Below are 19,595 nucleotides of genomic sequence, written 5' to 3' on the forward strand. Positions count from 1 at the left end.
CCGCCACCCGAGGCCGGTAACAACGGCTCGATGACCTGCCACTGCTCATCAGTCAGCTCATGCCTACGCACCATCAACCAAGATCAAACCAGGTCACCCACACCCACTTTGAGGACACCCCCTAGCGCGACGTAGCAGGTCACCCACAGGCTGGCCTCCTTGACGCTGACGGCATGCGGCCGCCGCCCCACCACGAGCAGGTCGGCCGCGATCAGGCCGAGCAACGCGACCAGCGTCACCGCCCACACCCACACCGGGAAGTTCATCCGCGTCCCCTCACACCGCTCGCTGCGCGCCCTGCCCCTGTGCTGGGACCAGTGGATGCAGAATACTGTATGGAAAAACGGACCTTCGGTGATCAGCGGTACGATCCCGAGCAATTCGGTCGAGATCCCATGCCATTCGGATCGAAATCACAGCCGAACGAGGACATTTGACCGGACGAGTCCGATTCCTCCTCGCCCGTGCCGTTCTTCTTGATCGTCCACACTGGACGTACGTCCCACGCGAGGCGGAATGCTCTTGCTCCGGTCGCCGCGAGTCAAGCAGCGGCGACCAGCGCGGCGAACCAGCGCTGGTCGACCCGACGACCCGCGCGCTGGCACCGGCGCCCGGGGCGACGATGGCGTCGGCGCCGACCCGCGCCCAGCGGAAGGTGCGGCCGCGCCACCCCACGCCGACGACGCGTCCGGTGCCGCGCCAGACCCCGGCGCTGGGCGGCTCGACCTCCACCCACGCCACTCCCCCCGGCCGCAGCAGGTGACGCCAGGCAGACCGAAGCGCGTCAGGGCGTCGTGCCCGGCGGCGCGACGGGCTTGCACGAAACCGCTTTCGGCTGCGGGTGACCGCCATCACTTCCGTTGGACAGGGGTGCGCGTGCTGAGCAACCGTTCGGTGTGGAACTCGGCGAGGGGAGCGTGCGGTGACCGACGGGCGAACGGGCATCTTCGAGTCGGTCGACGACGTCGTCGAGAAGCTGGCCGAGACCGGCTACCTGGCCTCGACCGCCGTGGCCACCACGGTGTTCCTCGCCGACAAGCTCGGCAAACCGCTGCTCGTCGAAGGTCCGGCAGGAGTCGGGAAGACCGAACTGGCCAAGGCCGTCGCCGCCGTCGCCGAAGCGCGGCTGGTGCGGTTGCAGTGCTACGAGGGCATCGACGAGGCGCGGGCGCTCTACGAGTGGAACCACGCCAAGCAGCTACTGCGCATCACCGCGGGCCGTGATGAGACCTGGGACGAGGCCCGCACCGACATCTTCAGCGAGGAGTTCCTGCTGTCCAGGCCGCTGCTGACGGCGATCAGCGGGGACGAGCCGACGGTGCTGCTCATCGACGAGACCGACAAGGCCGACGTCGAGGTCGAAGGGCTGCTGCTGGAGGTGCTCAGCGACTTCCAGGTCACCGTTCCCGAGCTCGGCACGATCAGCGCGTCGCAGCGCCCGTTCGTGGTGCTGACCTCCAACGCCACCCGCGAGCTGTCCGAAGCGCTGCGCCGCCGCTGCCTGTTCCTGCACATCGACTTCCCCGACGCCGAGCTGGAGCAGCGCATCGTGCGGCTCAAGGTTCCCGGACTCGACGAGGCGCTGGCCGGATCGGTCGTGGAGGTGGTGGGGGCGTTGCGCGGTATGCAGTTGCGCAAGTCGCCGTCGGTGGCTGAGACGATCGACTGGGCCCGCACGCTGCTCGCGCTCGGCGCGGACACCCTCGACGAGGACGTGGTGCGCGACAGCCTCGGAGTGATCCTCAAGCACCAGGACGACGTCCGCCGCGCCACCGAGAAGATGGTCGTGCCATGACGTTGCAGGCCCGCGTGGTCGGCTTCGCCGGGGCGCTGCGCGAGCAGGGCGTGCGCATCGGTCCGGGCGAAACCGTCGACGCGGCAGCGGTTCTGGAAGTCCTCGGGATGGCCGACCGGGAACGCCTGCGGGAGGGGCTGGCCGCGGCCCTGGTGCGCGCCGACGGTCAGCGCGAGGTCTTCGACGCCGCGTTCGACCTCTACTTCCCCGCAGGGGTGGGCGCGCCCGAAAGCGCCCGAAACGGCGACGAATCCGACCTCGAACAGCGGTTGGTGCAAGCACTGGCCGGCGACGACTCGGGCGCGCTGGGGGCGCTGGCCGGGGAAGCGGTGGACGCGCTCGGGCAGTTCGGCGGTTCGGACGGCCCGCAGGGCTGGTCGGCGCACCAGACGCTGGAACGCCTGCAGCCCCAGACGCTGCTGGCCCGAGTGCTCGCTGCGATGCGCGGTGAAGCCGCGGAGGACTTCACCGATCGGCTCGACCGCGACGAGATCCGACGCCGCATCGACACCTTCCGCGAGCGCGTCCGCACCGAGGCGCGTCGCCGCTCCGCGGAACTGCGCGGCGCCGACCACGTCGCCAAGCACGCCATCGCGCCGAGCGCCGACCAGGTCGACTTCCTCAACGCCGGCCGCGACCAGCTAGCCGACCTCCGCCGTGCCGTGCAGCCGCTGGCGCGCAAGCTCGCCACGCGCATGGCCGCCCGGCGGCGCCGCGCTGCCAGGGGAACCATCGACCTGCGACGCACGCTGCGCCGATCGCTGTCCACCGGCGGCGTGCCGCTGCGCCCGGTGTACGCGCACCACCGCCCGGCGCGGCCCGAAATCGTTCTGCTGTGCGACGTCTCGGGCTCGGTCGCCGGATTCGCCAACTTCACGATGTTGCTGGTGCAGGCCCTGCACGACCAGTTCAGCAAGGTCCGGGTCTTCGCCTTCGTCAACCGAACCGACGAGGTGACCCGCATGATCGAACCGGGCGCGGCCGATCCCGTCGAGCTGGGGCGCAGCATCCTCTCCGAGGCCGCGGTCACCGGCTGGCACGACAGCAGCGACTACGGCAACGCGCTGGCCGAGTTCACCGACGAGTACCTGGACGCGGTGGGGCCGCGCACGTCGGTCCTCGTCCTCGGCGACGCCAGGACGAACGGCTGGAACCCCAACCTCGAAGCACTGCACACCATCAAGCAGCGAGCCCGCCACGTGTTCTGGCTCAACCCCGAACCGGAGCTGCGCTGGTCGACGGGCGACTCCGCGGCCCGCGACTACGCCCGGATCGCCGAGATGCACGAGTGCCGCAACACCAGGCGCCTGTCCCACCTGGTCTCCACCCTCCTGCCCGTCTGACCCCGCCGAGGTCAGCTTCGCCTTGCTCTTCGGCGCCAGTGGCAGCGGCTTCGTTGGACTTCCCTGCGCCACTCCGGAACAGCTGCTGAGGCCGCACCTTTCAGCAGGGCCTACAGGGCGCTGGTGGACAGGAAGCGTTCGAGGGTCGTGGCGAGGGCGATCGGGGTTTCGTCGATCGCGTAGTGCCCGGCGTTGGGGAAGACCTCGAGATCGCAGTTGGGGTACCACTGCGCGAAGGTGGCCTTCATGGTGTCCTCGCCGAGGGCCGGGTCGTGCTCTCCGGCGATCACCTTGACCGGCACCGGGTTCCCCTCGATCTCTGCGTGGAAGTCGGTCTTCGCCCAGGCGTTGAGGTAGTCGGCGACGGCGGCCGGGTCGGAGTGCTGCCGGGAGTGCTCGACCACCGCGTCCAGCCACACCGCGGTGAGCCTGTTGCCGGTGGTCAGGTCGATGATGGCGCGGCGGTTGGCGAGATCGTCGGCGGCGCCGGAGAACAGCGCCCAGCCCTGTTCGTCGAAGGGCACACCGGCTGCCGGGACGGGGGAGATGCCGACCAGCGCCCGGACCCGCTGCGGTGCGTCGGCCAGGACCCGCTGTGCCACCGCTCCCCCCATCGAGTGGCCGACCAACGAGAACGCGTCCAGCCCGAGCCGGTCGGCCAGCGCGAGGACGTCGGCGGCGGCCTCGGCGAGGGTGTGCTCGCCCGCCTCGTCGATGCGCGCGCCGTAGCCGCGGTAGTCGGGGAAGACGTAGCGGAACCGGCTCGTGTCCAGGTGCGGGTGCAGGACCCGCCAGGCAGCCGCCGAGCCGAACCAGCCGTGCAGCGCGATAACAGGGTGCGCTCCGTCGCCGATCTCCTCGTGTCCGGTGCTCATCGGTCCCCTCCCAATCGATCGGTCGGTCGTCACGCGACCATCGCTGAGGTGCGCTTCCCGCGGGCGCATCGATGATCACCGGGCCGATCGAGGGTGAGCGGCGTCACACTCGGTGGTCAATCGCCTGCTCAGGGCCTGTGTGCGGAGCGCACCCGGCTCGGCGCGTACATTTGGGCGGAGGCGTGCCTGGGCACGCGGCAACGTTGGCGGTCCCGGGCGGGGCCGGAAGCACCGAGAAGGTTGGTCGGGTGGTAGTCCCCACGGCTCCTGCGCAGGACGTCGCGCAGCCGGATCCCCGCACCCCCGGACGACGGGCCGCCTGGGCGCTGCGCCTGGTCGCGGTGACCGCCGCCGGATTCGCCCTCTACGCCGGTTCTCCGCCGCGCGAGGCGTGGTGGGTCGCTCCCCTGGCGGTGGCCGTGCTGGCCGCCGTCGTGCGCCACCGCGAGGTCCGCGCCGGTTTCGGCTACGGCGTGGTGTTCGGCTTCGCGTTCCTGCTGCCGCTGCTGGGCTGGCTGCAGGACTTCCTCGGCGCCGACTTCGGCCCCTGGCCCTGGCTGGGCGTGGCCGCGGTCGAGGCGCTGTTCATCGGGCTCGCCGGTGCCGGGATGGCGCTGGTCAGCCGCCTCCCCACGGCCCCGGTGTGGATGGCGGCCGTGTTCGTGACGGCCGAGTCGGTGCGCTCTGCGTTCCCCTTCGGCGGGTTCCCGTGGGGCCGGTTGGCCTTCACCCAGGACACCGGACCGCTGCTGTCGCTGGCTGCCCTCGGCGGCACGACCCTCGTCTCCTTCTCCGTGGCCCTCATCGGCGGTGGTCTGGCCGAGCTCGTGCGCGCCCCGCGTCGCTGGGCGGTGCCGGTGGCCGCGATCGCCGTGCCGCTGGTCGGCGGGCTGGCGTGCTGGCCGCTGGTGGGCACCGACGCCAACGCCGGGACCGCGCGGGTCGCCATCGTGCAGGGCAATGCCCCCAACCTCGGTCTGGGCCTGCTCTACGAGGACGAGGTCCTGCACGACAACCACGTGCGCGCGGCGCAGAAGCTCGTCGACGACGTGCGCGCCGGACGGGTCGCACGACCCGATTTCGCGCTGTTCCCCGAGCAGGTCGGTAGCTGGGGCCCCTCGCGCACCGACCCGGAGCTGTCGGCGATCGCTTCCCAGCTGGGCGTGCCGCTGGTCGTCGGCGGTCTCGGCCAGGACGGCGACGGGCGGTTGCACAACCAGGTCGTGCGCTGGGATCCGGGAACAGGGTTCGGCGACCGCTACGTCAAGAAGCACCTGGTCCCCTTCGCCGAGACGATCCCGATGCGGGAGTTCGCGCGGCTGGTCAGCCCTTTCGTGGACCGCTTCCAGTCGGACATGACGCCGGGCGAGGAACCGGGTGTGATCGACGTCGCGGGTCTGAAGCTGGGCGTGGGCGTCTGCTACGACGTCGCCTACAACGACGTCTTCGGCCCGGCCGCGGCCCAGGGCGCCACGCTGCTGGCGGTGCCCACCAACAACGCCTGGTACGGGCATTCGGAGATGAGCTACCAGCAGCTGGCGATGTCCCGGCTGCGCGCGGTGGAGACCGGCCGGGCGGTGCTGGTGGGGGCCACCAGCGGGGTGAGCGCGGTGGTGGCGCCGGACGGTTCGGTGACCGCGCAGACCGACCTGTTCACCGAGGAGAACTTGACCGCCGAGGTTCCGCTGCGGGCGAACCGGACGCCGGCCACCGAGCTCGGCTCGGTTCCGATGTGGACACTGGCGGTGCTGGGGGTGGGCGCGATCGCGGCTGCCGGGTGGCGGTCGAGGAAGTCCGACGCCTGAACGACGTACGAGTGCACGGCCGGTCCAGGTGACCGGCTAGGAGGATGTGGATGGCGAGGCAAGCCCCGGCCGAGAAGGTGCTGGTGGTGATCCCCACCTACGACGAGCGGGAGAACCTGGAACCGATCGTGCGGCGGTTGTTCGACGCGCTGCCCGCGGCGAACGTGCTGGTGGTCGACGACGGCAGCCCGGACGGTACCGGCGAGTTGGCCGACCGTCTGGCGGCTTCCGACGACCGGTTGCACGTCATGCACCGTACCGAGAAGGCCGGCCTGGGGGCCGCCTACGTCGCCGGGTTCGAGTGGGCGCTGGCCCGCGACTACACGGCGATCATGGAGATGGACGCCGACGGTTCGCACGCCCCGGAGGACCTGCCGCGCCTGATCGGCATGGTCGGTGACAGCGGGACCGGCGCGGACGTGGTGTTGGGGTCGCGCTACGTGACCGGCGGCCGCACGGTGAACTGGCCCTGGTACCGGGAGTTCCTGTCCCGGGGCGCCAACGTCTACTCGAAGCTGGCACTGGGCGTGCCGATCAACGACATCACCTCCGGCTACCGCGTGTACCGGCGGGAGGTCCTGGAGACGGTCCAGCTGCACAACATCGCTTCGCAGGGCTACTGCTTCCAGGTCGACCTCGCCTGGCGCGCGGTCGAGGCAGGGTTCAGGGTCGTCGAGGTCCCGATCACCTTCGTGGAACGAGAGCTCGGCGCCTCCAAGATGGACGCGGAGGTCGTGCGAGAAGCCCTGCTCCGGGTCACCAAGTGGGGCCTGCGCCGCAGAGGCACCCAAGCAGCAGGAGCAATCCGCTCCCTGCTCCCCTGAACCAGGCGCGGCACTCGCCACTCCCCCAACGTGAGGCAACCGGTGAAGCCGGTTCCTCAGTTCACCACCTGAGCAACCGGCACCGCCGCGGGTTCTGACACGTCTTCTCGGGGAGGACAGCCGCAGCGCCGCGTAATCGACATACTCAAGTCGCGGATCCCGGAGCCAGAAGGCGTGTCAGGTTCCGCTACCCGCACCGCTGAGCACAACGACCACAGAGTATTTGATCAGTGGACACACACGTAAGCGCCCGAGCGAGAAGTGCCCGGGCGCTTGCCATGCCTGTGTGTGAGTTCTACCGGCCGCGACGGGCGCGCAGCAGCTCCAGTCGCTCGTTGAGCAGCTCTTCCAGCTCCGGGATCGTGCGCCGTTCGAGCAGCATGTCCCAGTGGGTGCGCGGCGGCTTGACCTTCTTCTGCTCCGGTTCGTTGCCGTCGATGATCTTCGACTCGGTGCCGTGCAGGCGGCATTCCCAAGTCGGCGGGACCTCGGCGTCGTCGGAGAAGGGCACCTCGAACTCGTGGCTCTTGGGGCAGGCGTAGCGCACCGTCCGGCGCGGTGCGAGGTCGTGGTTACGGTCGGTCTCGTAGCTCACAGCTCCGAGCCGGCTGCCACGCAGAACGCGGTCGGCCATGACGGTTCCTTTCCCTTCGGCCCGGGCTGAGAGCCCGAGCGGTTGTGCTCACCGTGTGCAACGACGGAGTACCCGTCGTCTGTTCCCGGCGTCGTGTTGCTTGGTCGCCGTCGGTGACATTGTTCACCCGTCAACAACGGCTGTCCTCCTAGAGACGCGGTCGAGTGGCGTTCGTGGTGCGTTCTCCCGACAGCAATCTACAAGTGGGTTCGAACGGGTGATAGTGCCAGATGTCCGGTCACCATCGCCAAGCAGGACCCTGGATCGTTAGTCATTGTGGGATGCAGATCACGACCCTTACGGCCGATCCCTTCATCCGCCACGTGACTGATCGTAGTGCCATGATCCTCCCCCGTGATCACAACGCAGCGTACTGGCATATTCCGTTCCTGCGGATTCCCGAGCACTCCTAGATCACCAGCATGGAGCAATGCCCGCTCGATCGCGAGACGAACACGCCTGATCACTCTGCGCACACGCGCTAGAGGAGTTCCGGTGCCCGGTTGCCCACCGCCTCGATGGCTCTGCGGACCGGCACCAGCGCGATCAGCACCAGGCCGACCGCGAAGAAGACGACCAACGAGATGATGGCCAGCCGGAACGAACCGGTCGCCTGCCCGACGCCGGCGAACACCAGCGGCCCCAGCCACGACGTCGAGCGCTCCCCCACCTCGTAGAGGGAGAAGTACTCGGCCTCGCGGCCCGGTGGGATCATCTGGCTGAACAACGAACGGGACAGCGCATTGGTGCCCCCGAGGACCATGCCGATTCCCACGGCCAACCCGTAGAACTGCATCTCCTGCCCGGCCTGCACGAAGTAGGCGGCCACCAGCACCAGGAGCCAGGTCGCCAGGCTGACCAGGATGGTCTTCTTCGCGCCGATGCGGCGGGCGAGCACGCCGTGCAGCACGCCACCGACGAAGGCGATGAACTGCACGATCAGCAGCGTCACGATCAGCGAGTCCTGCGGCAGCTTGAGCTCCAAGCTGCCGTACTGAGCCGAGACCTGCGAAACCGTCGAGATGCCGTCGGTGTAGATCCAGTAGGAGCCCAGGAACGCCAGCGTGAGCGGGAAGTGCTTGGCCTCGCGCAGGGTGCCGATCAGCTGCTTGAAGCCCGCGGTGACCGCTGCGGCGCCCTTGTCACCGCCCTCGACGGCCTTGTGGCGCCGCAGCGCGGTCAGCGGCAGCAGCGTGAACACCGCCCACCAGATGCCCGAGGAGAAGAAGATCAGGCGCACGGCCGCGGATTCGGACAGGCCGACGGCGTCGTGGCCGAGGTAGATGACCAGGTGCAGCGCCAGTGCCGTGCCGCCGCCGAGGTAGCCGATCGCCCAGCCCCGGGTGGAGACGTTGTCGCGCTCGTCGGCATCGGCGATCTCCGGCAGGAACGAGTAGTAGACGACGATCGAGGCGCCGAAGCAGATGTTGCCGATGATGAACAGCACCACGCCCAGCTGCCAGTTCTGCCCGGCCACCAGCGCCAGCAGCCCCGTGGTGATCGCGCCGCCGAAGGCGAACAGCGCCAGCATCAGGCGCTTGTTCTGAGTCCGGTCGGCGATCGCGCCGGTGATCGGCAGCACCACCACCTGCACCACGGTGGCCACCGAGAGCAGGTAGCCCCAGAGCGAACCGGCGGGGAAGGTCAGTCCCACGATCGAGATGTCGCAGTTGACCAGCGAGTTGTCGCCCGCGCAGGCGTCGAGCCCGTTGCGCGCGACGTCGGCCTTGGCCGCGGCCGTGGCCACCGAGGTCAGGTAGAGCGAGAGGAAGACCGTCGTCACCGACGTCGGGAAGACCGAGTTGGCCCAGTCGTACCAGCACCACCCGCGTTGTTCCCGGCGGCGCTGCGCGGTTCCCGGTGCCGCTTCGCTGTCCATCACGCTCATCCCGTTCGGTCCTCCGCGGAGTGGATCACTCGATTGGAGGCACCATACTGGCTACCGGTTCCCGCGTGAGACGCACTCGCGCACGTTCGGAGATCCTTCGTCCGCTCAGCTCCGGGCGGGCTCTCCGACGCGCTCCCGCAGGAGCTGGTTCAGCAGGTCCGGGCGGTCGGTGACCAGCCCGTCCACGCCGAGGTCCAGCAACCGCAGCATCTCCGAGGGCTCGTCGACAGTCCACACGTGCACCTCAACACCCCACCGATGAGCCAGCCCGACGAACCGCTCATCGACGACCTCGAGCCCCTGGTGCCGCGCGGGAACCTGCACAGCGGCGCCCCGGATCAACCCCCGCTCACCCCCCTGACCGGATCTCAGTGGAAATCGGAGTCCGGACTTCCACTGAAATCCGGTCAGGGAAGTGACCCCCCGGCGATAGGGGGCCAACGGCAGTCGGGACCAAGCCCAGAGGGCGGCAACGCCGCGCTGGCCGGTGGAAGTCAGCAGCCTCGGACCGCCGACCTTGCGCAGCAGGGTCAGACGCCGGTCGACGAACGAGGCCAAGCACACCCGGTCCCAGGCGTTGTGCCTGCGCACGGTCCGCAGCACCGGCCCGGCGGCGCTGTCGGCCTTGACGTCGATGTTCAACAGCAAGTCCGGGAACTCCTCCAGCGCCGCGTCGAGGCTCGCGACCGGTTCCCGCCCGGCGATCCTGGCGCGGGACACCTCCGAGAACGGCAGTTGGGCGATGTCGCCGTCGCGATCGGTGGTTCGGGCGAGCGACGCGTCGTGGTGGATGACGACGACACCGTCGCTCGTGGCGTGCACATCGGTCTCGATGTAGCGGTAGCCCTCATTCGCGGCGGCGCGGAAGGCGCTCAGCGAGTTCTCCATCTCGGCCAGATCGCCGAGGTGCCAGCCGCGGTGGGCGAACGCGCGCGGCCACGGCCCGTCCAGGAAGGGATGCGTCACGGACGCCACTCTGCCGCACCCGAGTGACCGGCTGGTGTCGGGCCGGTGGCGTCTGAGTCGGCGTGGCGCCACCACCAAGATCACCGGGGTTGACTAACGTGATCACCGTGGACAACTCCGTCGAGCCCACCCGACGAGCTCGCCAGGTGCGTCACTGCGCCTGGTGCGGCAGGCGCGTACCCGACGCCGGACGGCAAGGCAGGCCACGCCTGTACTGCGCGCAGGCCTGCCGGCAGCGCGCCTACGAGCGCAGGACGGCGGTGCAGCGCGGCGGGCTCCCCGAGGACTCGGTGGTGCTCTCGGCCGCCGAGCTCGCTGATCTGCAGGATCGCCTCTTCCAGCTGCGCTGCGCGGCCGAGGACGTGGTGACCGCGGTCGACGACGCCGCCGACCGGTCGGACCTGCGCAAGCTCGCGGCCCAGGTCGTGGACGTCGCCGCTGAGCTAGAGCGCCTGCGCTGAACTCCCGAACACCACCACGCGCACCCGGTACGACCCACGAGGGGGCCGCTCCCGCCCTGGGACGAACGGAGCATTGTGCCGGCCTGCGCGGGTGGCAAGATGAACTGATCCCCGGTGGCGAGGAAACGACGGTGCCCGCAAGTCCTTCGGTCCGCGGCTTGCGTCGCGTCGACCTGCTCAGTCGCGATCCGATGGCTGCTGCCGTCTTCTACCGAGTCGTGCTCGACTGGTCGCCGGTGCCCGTGAACTCCGGACTGGACTGCTGGGTCGGCAACCGCCGCTGCGCCTTCATCCGCACACCTCGCGCCGACGAGATCCCCGGCTTCCGCCTCGTGTTCGCCGGCGCCCCCATGGACTGCTCGCTGGCCGGGCCGGACAACGCGCTCGCCCAAGTCACCAAGGGACGCGTCCAGCACGGCCCGCAGGCACCGGAACCACGCCCGGGAGAACCGTGCTGGGCCGAGCTGGCCACCACCGAACCGGCCCGCGCCGACGCGTTCTGGGCCGACACCCTCGGCTGGACCGTCGAGGAGGGCACCTACGTCTCGGGAGGGCGGGCGATCGCCGGGCGCAGCGAGACCGCCGGGAATCCGGGCTGGCTGTGCTACTTCGCGGTCACCGACCTCGACGAGGTCGCCGAGTACGCCGCCGAACGCGGCGGCGAGGTCGAACGCATCGACCACCCCGCGCTCGGCAAGGCCATGCTGCTGACCGACGACTCCGGCGCCCGCATCGGCCTCGCCGAAACCTCCACCTGGGCTAACCCAACTCGCCCAGAACCCTGAGGGTGCGGTTGGCCTTCACCGAGAGCCGCTGCTCGCGGGCGGTGACGTCGATGTAGGTCTGGCTGGAGTTCATCGACGAGTGGCCGAGCAGCTTGGCGATCTCGGCGGCGCTGGCCCCGTCCTCGGCGAGCCGGGTGGCGAAGGTGTGCCGCAGGGCGTGCACCATCGCCCCGGGCTGCACCCGGTCGGACACCCCGGCGGCCTGCAACGACCGCCGCACCAGGTATTGCAGGCCACCGCGTTGGAGCTTCTCACCCCGGTGGTCGACGAACAGCGGCTCGGCGCCGGGGAGCCGGTTGCCGAAGCGCTGCTTGCGGGTGCGCAGGTAGGTCTGGATGAGCCCGTCGAGGCTGTCCTCGATCGGGATCGACCGGCTCTTGCCTCCCTTGCCCTGCACGTGCAGCCGTCGGTCACCGGCCCGGCCCGCCCGCGACGCCACGGTCAGCTCAAGCAGCTCCGCCGAGCGCACACCCGTGCACAGCAGGGTCGCCAGGATCGCCAGATCGCGTTCGGGCCAAGGGTTTCGGGCCTTGCGGACCCCCGCGGCCACCTGGCGCAGCAGCCGCTCCGGGGTTTCCTCCCCCTGCAGCGGTTTCGGCGTGGCGGGCGCGCTGCGCGGCTTGGGAACCACCTGCATCGGGTTGCCCGACACCGCGCCTTCGATGACGCCGAAGCCGAAGAAACCGTTCCACGTCGACCAGGCCCGCGTCACCGTGGCCGCCGAACGCCGAGCGGCGAACCGCGCGAACGCCGAACGCAGCACCGAGGGGTCCAGGTCGTCGACCGCGATTCCCTCGACCGGTGTGCCGGTGAGCTCGGCGAGCTCACCGGCCACCGACTCCAGGTCGCGGCGGTAGGCGCGCAGCGAGTTGGCCGCCAGCTTGCGCGCCTGCAAGTGCTCCAGGTAGCTCTCCACCAAGCGCGCCAAGTCCACGCCACACCTCCCGACACGATGATCAACTACGGGAGATGTAACCAGACGGGACCGACAGTCAGCTGTTGCGGATGAAGCGGTCCAGCACTCGCACGCCGAACTTCAGCGCGTCGACCGGGACCCGCTCGTCCACACCGTGGAACAGCGCGGAGAAGTCCAGGTCGGCGGGCAGCTGCAGAGGCGCGAATCCGTAGCAGTTCATGCCCAGCCGGGCGAAGGACTTCGCGTCGGTGCCACCGGACATCATGTAGGGCAAGGCCTTCGCGCCGGGGTCCTCGGCCAGCAGCGAGGCCTGCATCTGCTCGACCAGCCGGCCTTCGAACCTGGTTTCCACCGGCGGCAGCCCGACCCACTCGCGCTCGACGTCCAGCCCCAGCAGGTCGGCCAGCTCCCGATCGAACGCCTCTTCCCGGCCGGGAAGGATGCGGCAGTCCACGGCCGCTTCGGCGACCGAGGGGATGACGTTGTGCTTGTAACCGGCGGTGAGCATCGTCGGGTTGGCGGTGTCGCGCAGCGTCGCCCCGATGATGCGCGAGATGTTGCCGAGCTTGGCCACGGAACCTTCGAGGTCCTCCTCCGGGAAGTCCCAGCCGGTGATCTCGCTGACCCCGTCCAGGAACTCCTGCACGCTGTCGGTCATGACCAGCGGGAACCGGTGTTTGCCCAGCTTCGCCACAGCCTCCGACAGCTGCGTGACCGCGTTGTCCTGGTGCACCATCGACCCGTGGCCCGCACGCGCGCGCACGCGCAGCTTCAGCCAGCGGATGCCCTTCTCGGCGGTCTGCACCAGGTAGGCCCGCACGCCGTCCTTGAGCGTCAGCGAGTAGCCGCCGACCTCGCTGATCGCCTCGGTGCACCCCTCGAACAGCTCCGGCCGGTGATCCACCAGCCACTGCGCACCCTGGAACCCGCCCGCTTCCTCGTCGGAGAGGAACGCGAAGACGATGTCGCGCGGTGGCGCGATGCCGTCCCGCTTGTAGCGACGGGCGATGGCCAGGCTCATCGCCAGCATGTCCTTCATGTCCACGGCCCCGCGCCCCCACACGTAGCCGTCCTGCACCGCCCCGGAGAAGGGGTGCACCGACCACTCCGCCGGGTCCGCGGGCACCGCGTCGAGGTGCCCGTGCACCAGCAAGCCGCCCCGGGAGCGGTCGGCCCCTGGCAACCGCGCCACCACGTTCGCCCGCCCCACCTGGTCGCCGGCCTCGACGTAGGTGACCTCGTAGCCGACCTCGCCTAGCTTCTCGGCCACGTACTCGGCCGCAGCCCGCTCAGGCACAAGGGTGTCGGCGTCGCCCGTGTTCGTGCTGTCGATGCGGATCAGGTCACTGGCCAGCTGAACGACCTCGTCCTGCGCCAGCGCCAACCCCGCGTCTTGATCAGTACCGGAGATCCCGTTGTGCTCGCTCACCAGGCATTCCTATCACCCGCTGCGCCCAACAGGGGGGTCCTCGCGAAGCCCAGTCGACCATGAGCTAATCTATACACACAACACAGCGGGAACGCCCCGGAAACGGCGGCAGACCCGAGGCGTCCGAGTGGCGGAATGGCAGACGCGCTAGCTTGAGGTGCTAGTGCCCTACTAATGGGCGTGGGGGTTCAAGTCCCCCCTCGGACACGCACACTATTCACCCGGTTCGCCGGGTGAATTTTTATTTCGGCAGCTCTCTCACCCGGCTCGTAGCGAACCTGCAGGTCAACGGACTCGTAGAGGCTGGCCAGCCGCTCGGGTTTGGAGCTCGACAGCGCCGCGCCGGCGTCGCCGAGAGAATCGACCATCGCGTAGACCTCGGCCTCGGAGATCGCTCCGCCGGTCGTCATTGTGTTCTCAAATTCGGCGCGAGCGGCCGCGCGTTCCGCCTGGGCTGTGTTGATCACATCGGTCAGCGCGGCGGGGTCCACTCCGGCACCGATCGCGTCCTGGAACCGGCGCAGCCGGGCCTCGGCGTCAGCCAATCGCGTCTTGGTCGCCTCGATGGACGCAGACGAGGCCCCGTCCGACTCTTGAGACTCGACCAGCGCCGCCACCGTCTGATGGACCTGCTCCGGAGCGAACAGACCACCCAGCCACCCGTTGACGGACTCCCTGAGGAGGTCCTCACGCAGGTACACCGCTGGCGGGTGCTCGGCCAGCACCGGCGATCCCGGGGCGAGCGTCCGGGCCGGGCACCGGTAGTACATGCCATGAGCCCTCGGGCTGGCCTCCATCTTCCGCCCGCACACCGCACATCGGACCCGACCTCGGAACAAGTACGTCCGCTTCGTCGGGCGCCCGCTGCGTTCGAGCTTGCGGGCGGCCCGCAACTTGCCCGCGCCCTTCGAACGGCGCAGCAGCTGAGCCTGGGTGAAGTCCTCAACACTCAAAATCTGCGGATGCGCCGGCTTCCGGGAGCGCACGACAGACTCGCTACCTGCTCGGCGGAAGCGGATCACGTACCCAGCGGCCACGTCGTCCGAATCGATGAGCTGCTCCTGCCGGGTCCAGCGCCCGAAGAACGCATAGCCGGTGTAGCGAGGGTTCTCGAGGATCGCCCGGACCGTGCTGCCCTGCCACCCATCGGCCAGCCGGTGCCGGTTCTGCTCCGGCCGCCGAGCCGAGGGGCACGGGATGCCGTCGCGGTTCAGCCCGTTGGCGATCGCGCGGTCTCCCCTGCCGCTGAGGTACTCGGCAAAGATCCGGCGCACGACGTCGACGACTTCCTCATCGATGGCGAGCACCTTCAGCCGGTATCCGTCGGCGGCGCGCGATGGGTTCGGATGCGGGCCGGCGTCCACGACCTTGTAGCCGTACGGCGCCCGACCGCCCTGATGGCGTCCTTCGTTGAGTACCTGTGCATCCATGGCCGCCCGCACCCGGGCCTGCACGTGCTGGCGTTCCGACTCGCTCATGCCGCCGAGCACGTTCATCAGCATCTTGTGCGACGGATTCCGCTCGTCGAACTTGCCGGCCAGCTCCGGTACCCAGAGCTCGACTCCGTGGGCGGCGAACTTCGGAGCGATGAGCGAGAACTGGTTGCCGAACCAGCACCGAGTCCCTTCGCCCACGACCACGGCGTTCCACCCGCGGTTCGGGTCCTTCAGCGCCGCCAACAGGCGCTGGGCCTCGCGGCGCCGCTCCCACGGCACTGACCGCGATTGACCGACGTCGAAGTACTCGGCCGCGATTGTGCCGCCCAGTGGCTCGACGAACTTGCTGGCGTTGCCCAGCTGCCATCCCAGTGATGTTTCGGGGTCCTGGTTGTCCTCGGTCGAGCAGCGTCCGTAGAACGCCACGAGCCCGATCCCTTCCTCGACAGGCTCGACCGCGTCGACACCGAGCAGCTCATCTAGCGTCGACCAGGGGTCTCCGCTGATTTCAACAGTCATGTGATCCCTTCGCCCGGAGGCCTATCCGGAGCCTCGACCTCGGTCAGCTCGATCAGTATTGCTAGCATTATGCGGCTCGTTTCCGGTGTTAGCACAGGCAGATCGTCTGGAACCCGTACCGTGATGGCATCCGGGTCTCGATCGTCGGCCGTCATTGCTGATCAGCCCTCCGAATCGCCTGCTGAGCTGATTTCATCAGATACCCGATCGATGGCGGTTCGGATGTCGGCGGTGAAGTAGCCGCGCACTCGTCGGAGCTCACCGGTTTCGTCCGGGATCCGGTGCCTGGTCGGTCGGCATTCGAGCTGGCCCATCTGCTTGGCGAAGGTGCCGGGGTCGACTTCCAGCGCTTCGGTCAGTTCGGCGCTCGGCACGAACTCACGCTGGTCGAGCTCGTCTCCGAGGTGGTCGACGACGGAGGCGAGCGGCTCAGGCAGCTCGACGAGCGTGCGGTCGGATCCGTCTGGTCCGCTGCCCAGCGCCTTGACTACGGCCGCCCGATCGATCGCGCGCGGTCTGTCATCGCCGGCCGCGTGGCCGCTCAGGGTGCCCGCCGCCTCTCGCAGCGTCCGGCCGCGCTCACAGATCGATCGCCACTCCGCGTTGTCCATGTAGAAGGTCCGGACCGTCACCGCGACTGTGTCGCCGCCGGAGTCGGCTTCACCGTCGGGGCGGAGGATGCCGACTCCCTTGTGGCTGGGCAGCAGCGTCGAGGCGTCGAAGCCTCGGGTGTTCATCTGCTCACCGAGGACGATGTTGGAGTCCCGCCAGTCCATCACCCGCAGCGCGAAGCGCGAGCCCAGCACTGCACGCAGCCGAGAGGGGATGGTGTTGGAGTCCGGTCGCTGCGTAGCCAGGATGACCACGACGCCAACAGCCGGTCCCTTCCGGGCGAGGTAGGTCAACAGGTCGGCGATGTAGGCGCCGAGCGTGGTCTTCTTGCCCCCGATCTCCTCCTTGGTCGGGTTCTCCAGGTAGACCTGGACCTCGTCGATGATCACGGCGGTGATGGGCATGCCCAGTTCGCGGTCCCGCGAGATGGCCGGGGTGATCTTCGACTCCGGGCAGATCTCGTCGTCCAGCGCGGACATCCGCGAGAACCGCGCCTGCACCTCGGCGACCAACTCGACCAGGTGATCGCGGACGGCTTCCGCTTGTTCTTGCTCGTCACCGCAGACGTAGCGGTGGGCGACGGCTTCTGCTGCCTGCCAGTCCTTTCCGCCTTTGCCATCGAAGACGTACAGCTGCGTGAACGGATCGAGGATCAGCCCTGCGGCGGGCAGTCGGCTGGCACAGGTTTTGCCCTGCCGAGGAATCGATCCGACGATCAGCGACGTCCACACCAGTTGTAGATCGATCCGTCGACTGCGCGCGTCCCTCCCGAACGGGATCGCCCGCCAGGCATCCCAGTACTCCATATCCAGCAGCGGGAACCGCAGCGCAGGCCCGGAGTACGGATCCTCGTCAGCCACCCACAGGAACACCCGGCCGGCATGACCGCCTCTCGCCCGGACTCGCTCGACGATCAGCTGCAGCTCATCCACCGCCAGAGCCGACGCCAGTGCTTCGCGGCGCTTGATGACGTCGGCAGCTTTGCGCGTTGCGGGGAGGTCGACGGTGACCGCCCACCCGGAGCCGTCGTGGGCGGCGCGTTCGACGAGGCGGAGCGACTCATCCTTCCCGATGAGCTTCGCGTCCCGGAACGCGTCGACGAGGACCTGCGGATCCATCGTCCAGGTCAGCGTCCGCGGACCGGCGAGCACCGGCTTGCGTCCGGGCGCTCCGTCCTTTCGTCGTCCGTACACGGCCAACCCGACCGCGCAGAATCCAGTCGCAGCCCACATCGCGTGTCCGCCGTACACCGCGTACCCGACCGCGAGCACCGCTCCGGCGGCCAACGTGACCGCACCGGTCACCTTCCAGCGGAACAGGGTGAGTTCACGGATCTCCACGAACTTGTCCGCGAGCTTCTCGGACTGCTCGGCGGCCTCGCGGTAGTCGTGAACGCGGACCCACTGCCGCCAACCGCGGACCGCAGCCACCAGCCCACGGGCAACTGACCGGACGAACCACCAAGGTGAGCGGACCAGGAACGACAGGCCGTCCATGAGCGCGTGCTTGGCGGCTTGGCGTGACTTCAGCGCCGCAGGTACACGGGGTGAACGCAGCCACCAGTTCATGAACCGTTGCCGGCGGGTGAGCTGCGGTTCGGACTCCGAGACGTCGTCGATGAGTTCGGCGTCGAAGATGTGGCGCTCCACCTCGCGGGGCATCACCGGAGCAGGCGTCATGTTCTCGTTCATCGCTGCTCCATCTCCGCGGTCAGCGCAGCCGCGAGCCTGGACGACAGTCCGCGCGAGCAGCCTGTGACCTTGCGGATCCAGGCCGGCGTGACCGTGGTGTCCGGACGCCATGCCTCGCGTGCCCGGGTGAGGTACTCGTCGAAGGAGATGCGTCGCTTGGGGTCCGGTGAACGAGGGACCACCGGCTCCGGCACCAGCTCGCTGTCGGCGTCCACGGATCCAGCGCGGACAGCTGCGGTGAGCTTGTCCCGGAGATCCGTGACCGCTTCGGCAGCGACGAAGACGACCAGTGGCGGCACGGAGTGCAGAACCACCATGTCGGCGGCTCTAGCCGCGTAGGCGCCCCACGTGTTCATGACATACGTGGCCGCGAGCGTGAACCACTTCGCGCCACGAACCCAGCCACCGGTGCGGATCCCGTACCGGGCGGTGACCTGCTCGGCCCGCAGGATCGCCAGCAGCACGAGCGACACCATCGGATCGAGCAGCCACGCGGCCAGCCAAGGCAGCGACCAGGCCGCGGCACCGTTGGCAGCGAAGCTCTGGACGTTGGTCATGGTGAACGCCAGGCCGAGCAGGATTCCGCTCCAGCACAACCGGTCGACCTGCCTGCGCACCTGTTCAACGGCTTCGGCGTCTGGGCGGGTGAGCGGCTGGCGCCGCTCACCCGCTGTCTGCGGGGCGCTCATCGACGCCGCCCCTTCTTCTGCTGCGGCATGTCGACGGCGGTCACGGTCAGCGCCCTGGTCAGCGTGTACGACGCGAACAGCGCAGGGACACCGAGCACCGCGAGCAGCAGTCCTTCGTTGCCGGGATGCTTGATCACGATCCACTGCACGCCGACGATCGCCGCAGCCGTGACCAGGACACGCCCGGTCAGGGACATCAGCCGGACGCTCGTGCGAGCGGCTTCGCTGGCACGCCGGGTGGCCTTCGCACTCGCCCGCCACACCATGACCAGCGCGAAGAAGCCGCCGAGCACGGCCAGGACTTCCACGGGGGTCAGTTGGAGCATCATCGCGCAACACCCCTCTCGGCACGCTCGCCGCGGCGAAGCCAGTGCGGGTGCAGCTCCCGACGGTCGTCCGCCGACAGCCCACCCCAGACATTGACGGTGTCGGCACCGCCGGAGCGGAGCTCCAGTTCGAGGCATTCGTCTGCGACTGGGCAGCCCTGACACATCGCAGCGGCGAGATCGCGGTCGGTCAGCTGCTGGTCCAGCCAGGCGGGTACGTCGGCTGGGAACTCAGCCATGCAGAGCCCGTTACCGCGCACGCAGCCAGTGAGCAGCGCTGTCGGTGCCCAGCGAAGGCGGTCGAGCCGCCACGCGATTCCGATCAGCCAGAGGTCGTTGTAGGAGGTCATCACTTCTGACCTCCGTCCTGCGCCACCGCGGCACCGGCCAGAAGACGGGTCAGCTCGCTCGCGGGGATGAGGAGTCGACCGTTCCTGGGTTCGGCCCGCAGCTCGCCGACGCGGATGGCACGAGAGACGGCGGACGACGGAAGGTTGAGGATCCAGGCGGCCCGGCGGACCGAGTAGAAGTCACGGCGCCCGTTTTTCGGCATGGAAGTACCCATTGGAGAAAGCCCTTCGAAAGATTTGAGAAGCTGATT

19 protein-coding genes and 1 tRNA gene are annotated in these 19,595 nt (G+C 69.1%); 7 read left to right on the forward strand and 13 right to left on the reverse strand.

Annotation, left to right across the window (positions count from 1 at the left end; translation table 11 throughout):
- Positions 1–83: 83 nt before the first annotated feature.
- A complete protein-coding gene (locus E1161_RS04100) occupies positions 84–266 on the reverse strand; it encodes a hypothetical protein (protein WP_207920090.1) in 183 nt (60 codons plus the stop codon).
- Between the two features lie 656 nt (positions 267–922).
- On the opposite strand from E1161_RS04100, the gene E1161_RS04105 reads away from it, so the two are divergent.
- Both E1161_RS04105 and E1161_RS04110 read left to right on the forward strand, forming a co-directional pair.
- Positions 923–1,795, forward strand: coding sequence for an AAA family ATPase (locus E1161_RS04105; protein WP_132619740.1), 873 nt, complete (start codon positions 923–925; stop codon positions 1,793–1,795).
- Positions 1,792–3,138 (forward strand): vWA domain-containing protein, encoded by a 1,347-nt coding sequence (locus tag E1161_RS04110; protein ID WP_132619742.1) that lies wholly within the window; start codon positions 1,792–1,794, stop codon positions 3,136–3,138. Before E1161_RS04105 ends, E1161_RS04110 begins: the two co-directional genes overlap by 4 nt.
- A 110-nt stretch (positions 3,139–3,248) precedes the next feature.
- On the opposite strand, the gene E1161_RS04115 is transcribed toward E1161_RS04110, so the two are convergent.
- Positions 3,249–4,013: an alpha/beta fold hydrolase gene (locus tag E1161_RS04115; protein WP_132619744.1), complete on the reverse strand. Its 765-nt coding sequence runs from the start codon at positions 4,011–4,013 to the stop codon at positions 3,249–3,251.
- 248 nt (positions 4,014–4,261) lie between these two features.
- Here E1161_RS04115 and lnt point away from each other — a divergent pair, with 248 nt between their 5' ends.
- Both lnt and E1161_RS04125 read left to right on the forward strand, forming a co-directional pair.
- Entirely contained in the window at positions 4,262–5,818 is a 1,557-nt protein-coding gene (gene lnt / locus E1161_RS04120) for an apolipoprotein N-acyltransferase (RefSeq protein WP_235874770.1), read from the forward strand.
- 50 nt (positions 5,819–5,868) lie between these two features.
- A complete protein-coding gene (locus E1161_RS04125; RefSeq protein ID WP_132619746.1) occupies positions 5,869–6,642 on the forward strand; it encodes a polyprenol monophosphomannose synthase in 774 nt (257 codons plus the stop codon).
- A gap of 295 nt (positions 6,643–6,937) precedes the next feature.
- Here E1161_RS04125 and E1161_RS04130 read toward each other — a convergent pair whose 3' ends face one another.
- From E1161_RS04130 to E1161_RS04140, 3 genes are all read right to left on the reverse strand, one after another.
- Positions 6,938–7,276, reverse strand: coding sequence for an RNA polymerase-binding protein RbpA (locus tag E1161_RS04130; RefSeq protein ID WP_132619748.1), 339 nt, complete (start codon positions 7,274–7,276; stop codon positions 6,938–6,940).
- A 481-nt stretch (positions 7,277–7,757) separates the two neighbouring features.
- On the reverse strand, positions 7,758–9,164 hold the full coding sequence (locus tag E1161_RS04135) for an MFS transporter (protein WP_132619750.1): 1,407 nt from the start codon (positions 9,162–9,164) through the stop codon (positions 7,758–7,760).
- A 105-nt stretch (positions 9,165–9,269) separates the two neighbouring features.
- On the reverse strand, positions 9,270–10,130 hold the full coding sequence (locus E1161_RS04140) for a glycerophosphodiester phosphodiesterase family protein (RefSeq protein ID WP_132619752.1): 861 nt from the start codon (positions 10,128–10,130) through the stop codon (positions 9,270–9,272).
- 98 nt (positions 10,131–10,228) lie between these two features.
- Here E1161_RS04140 and E1161_RS04145 point away from each other — a divergent pair, with 98 nt between their 5' ends.
- Complete coding sequence (locus E1161_RS04145) at positions 10,229–10,591, forward strand: hypothetical protein (protein WP_207920108.1); 363 nt, start codon at positions 10,229–10,231, stop codon at positions 10,589–10,591.
- A gap of 131 nt (positions 10,592–10,722) precedes the next feature.
- Positions 10,723–11,376: a VOC family protein gene (locus E1161_RS04150; RefSeq protein WP_132619754.1), complete on the forward strand. Its 654-nt coding sequence runs from the start codon at positions 10,723–10,725 to the stop codon at positions 11,374–11,376.
- Here E1161_RS04150 and E1161_RS04155 read toward each other — a convergent pair.
- Positions 11,351–12,310, reverse strand: a complete 960-nt coding sequence (locus E1161_RS04155) for a tyrosine-type recombinase/integrase (protein ID WP_132619756.1) — start codon at positions 12,308–12,310, stop codon at positions 11,351–11,353. The genes E1161_RS04150 and E1161_RS04155 overlap by 26 nt on opposite strands.
- Positions 12,311–12,368: 58 nt before the next feature.
- Positions 12,369–13,721: a M20/M25/M40 family metallo-hydrolase gene (locus tag E1161_RS04160; protein WP_132619758.1), complete on the reverse strand. Its 1,353-nt coding sequence runs from the start codon at positions 13,719–13,721 to the stop codon at positions 12,369–12,371.
- A 121-nt stretch (positions 13,722–13,842) separates the two neighbouring features.
- Between E1161_RS04160 and E1161_RS04165 the strand changes: the two genes are divergently transcribed.
- Positions 13,843–13,928 (forward strand) — tRNA-Leu (locus tag E1161_RS04165).
- On the opposite strand, the gene E1161_RS04170 is transcribed toward E1161_RS04165, so the two are convergent.
- The 6 genes from E1161_RS04170 to E1161_RS04195 form a co-directional block, all read right to left on the reverse strand.
- Positions 13,910–15,676 carry a recombinase family protein gene (locus E1161_RS04170; protein ID WP_132619760.1) on the reverse strand — a complete coding sequence of 589 codons (1,767 nt, stop codon included), beginning with the start codon at positions 15,674–15,676 and terminating at the stop codon, positions 13,910–13,912. The genes E1161_RS04165 and E1161_RS04170 overlap by 19 nt on opposite strands.
- Before the next feature lie 161 nt (positions 15,677–15,837).
- The gene (locus E1161_RS04175) at positions 15,838–17,979 is read right to left on the reverse strand and encodes an FtsK/SpoIIIE domain-containing protein (RefSeq protein ID WP_235874771.1); all 2,142 of its coding nucleotides are present in this window, start codon (positions 17,977–17,979) and stop codon (positions 15,838–15,840) included.
- A complete protein-coding gene (locus tag E1161_RS04180) occupies positions 17,976–18,668 on the reverse strand; it encodes a hypothetical protein (protein WP_132619762.1) in 693 nt (230 codons plus the stop codon). The genes E1161_RS04175 and E1161_RS04180 overlap by 4 nt, the downstream gene beginning before the upstream one ends.
- Entirely contained in the window at positions 18,665–18,997 is a 333-nt protein-coding gene (locus tag E1161_RS04185) for a hypothetical protein (protein WP_132619764.1), read from the reverse strand. The genes E1161_RS04180 and E1161_RS04185 overlap by 4 nt, the downstream gene beginning before the upstream one ends.
- Positions 18,994–19,344 (reverse strand): WhiB family transcriptional regulator, encoded by a 351-nt coding sequence (locus E1161_RS04190; RefSeq protein ID WP_132619766.1) that lies wholly within the window; start codon positions 19,342–19,344, stop codon positions 18,994–18,996. The genes E1161_RS04185 and E1161_RS04190 overlap by 4 nt, the downstream gene beginning before the upstream one ends.
- Positions 19,344–19,547 carry a helix-turn-helix domain-containing protein gene (locus E1161_RS04195; protein ID WP_235874772.1) on the reverse strand — a complete coding sequence of 68 codons (204 nt, stop codon included), beginning with the start codon at positions 19,545–19,547 and terminating at the stop codon, positions 19,344–19,346. The genes E1161_RS04190 and E1161_RS04195 overlap by 1 nt, the downstream gene beginning before the upstream one ends.
- Between the last annotated feature and the right edge of the window lie 48 nt (positions 19,548–19,595).

The organism is Saccharopolyspora aridisoli (assembly GCF_004348445.1).
Lineage (GTDB): Bacteria > Actinomycetota > Actinomycetes > Mycobacteriales > Pseudonocardiaceae > Saccharopolyspora > Saccharopolyspora aridisoli.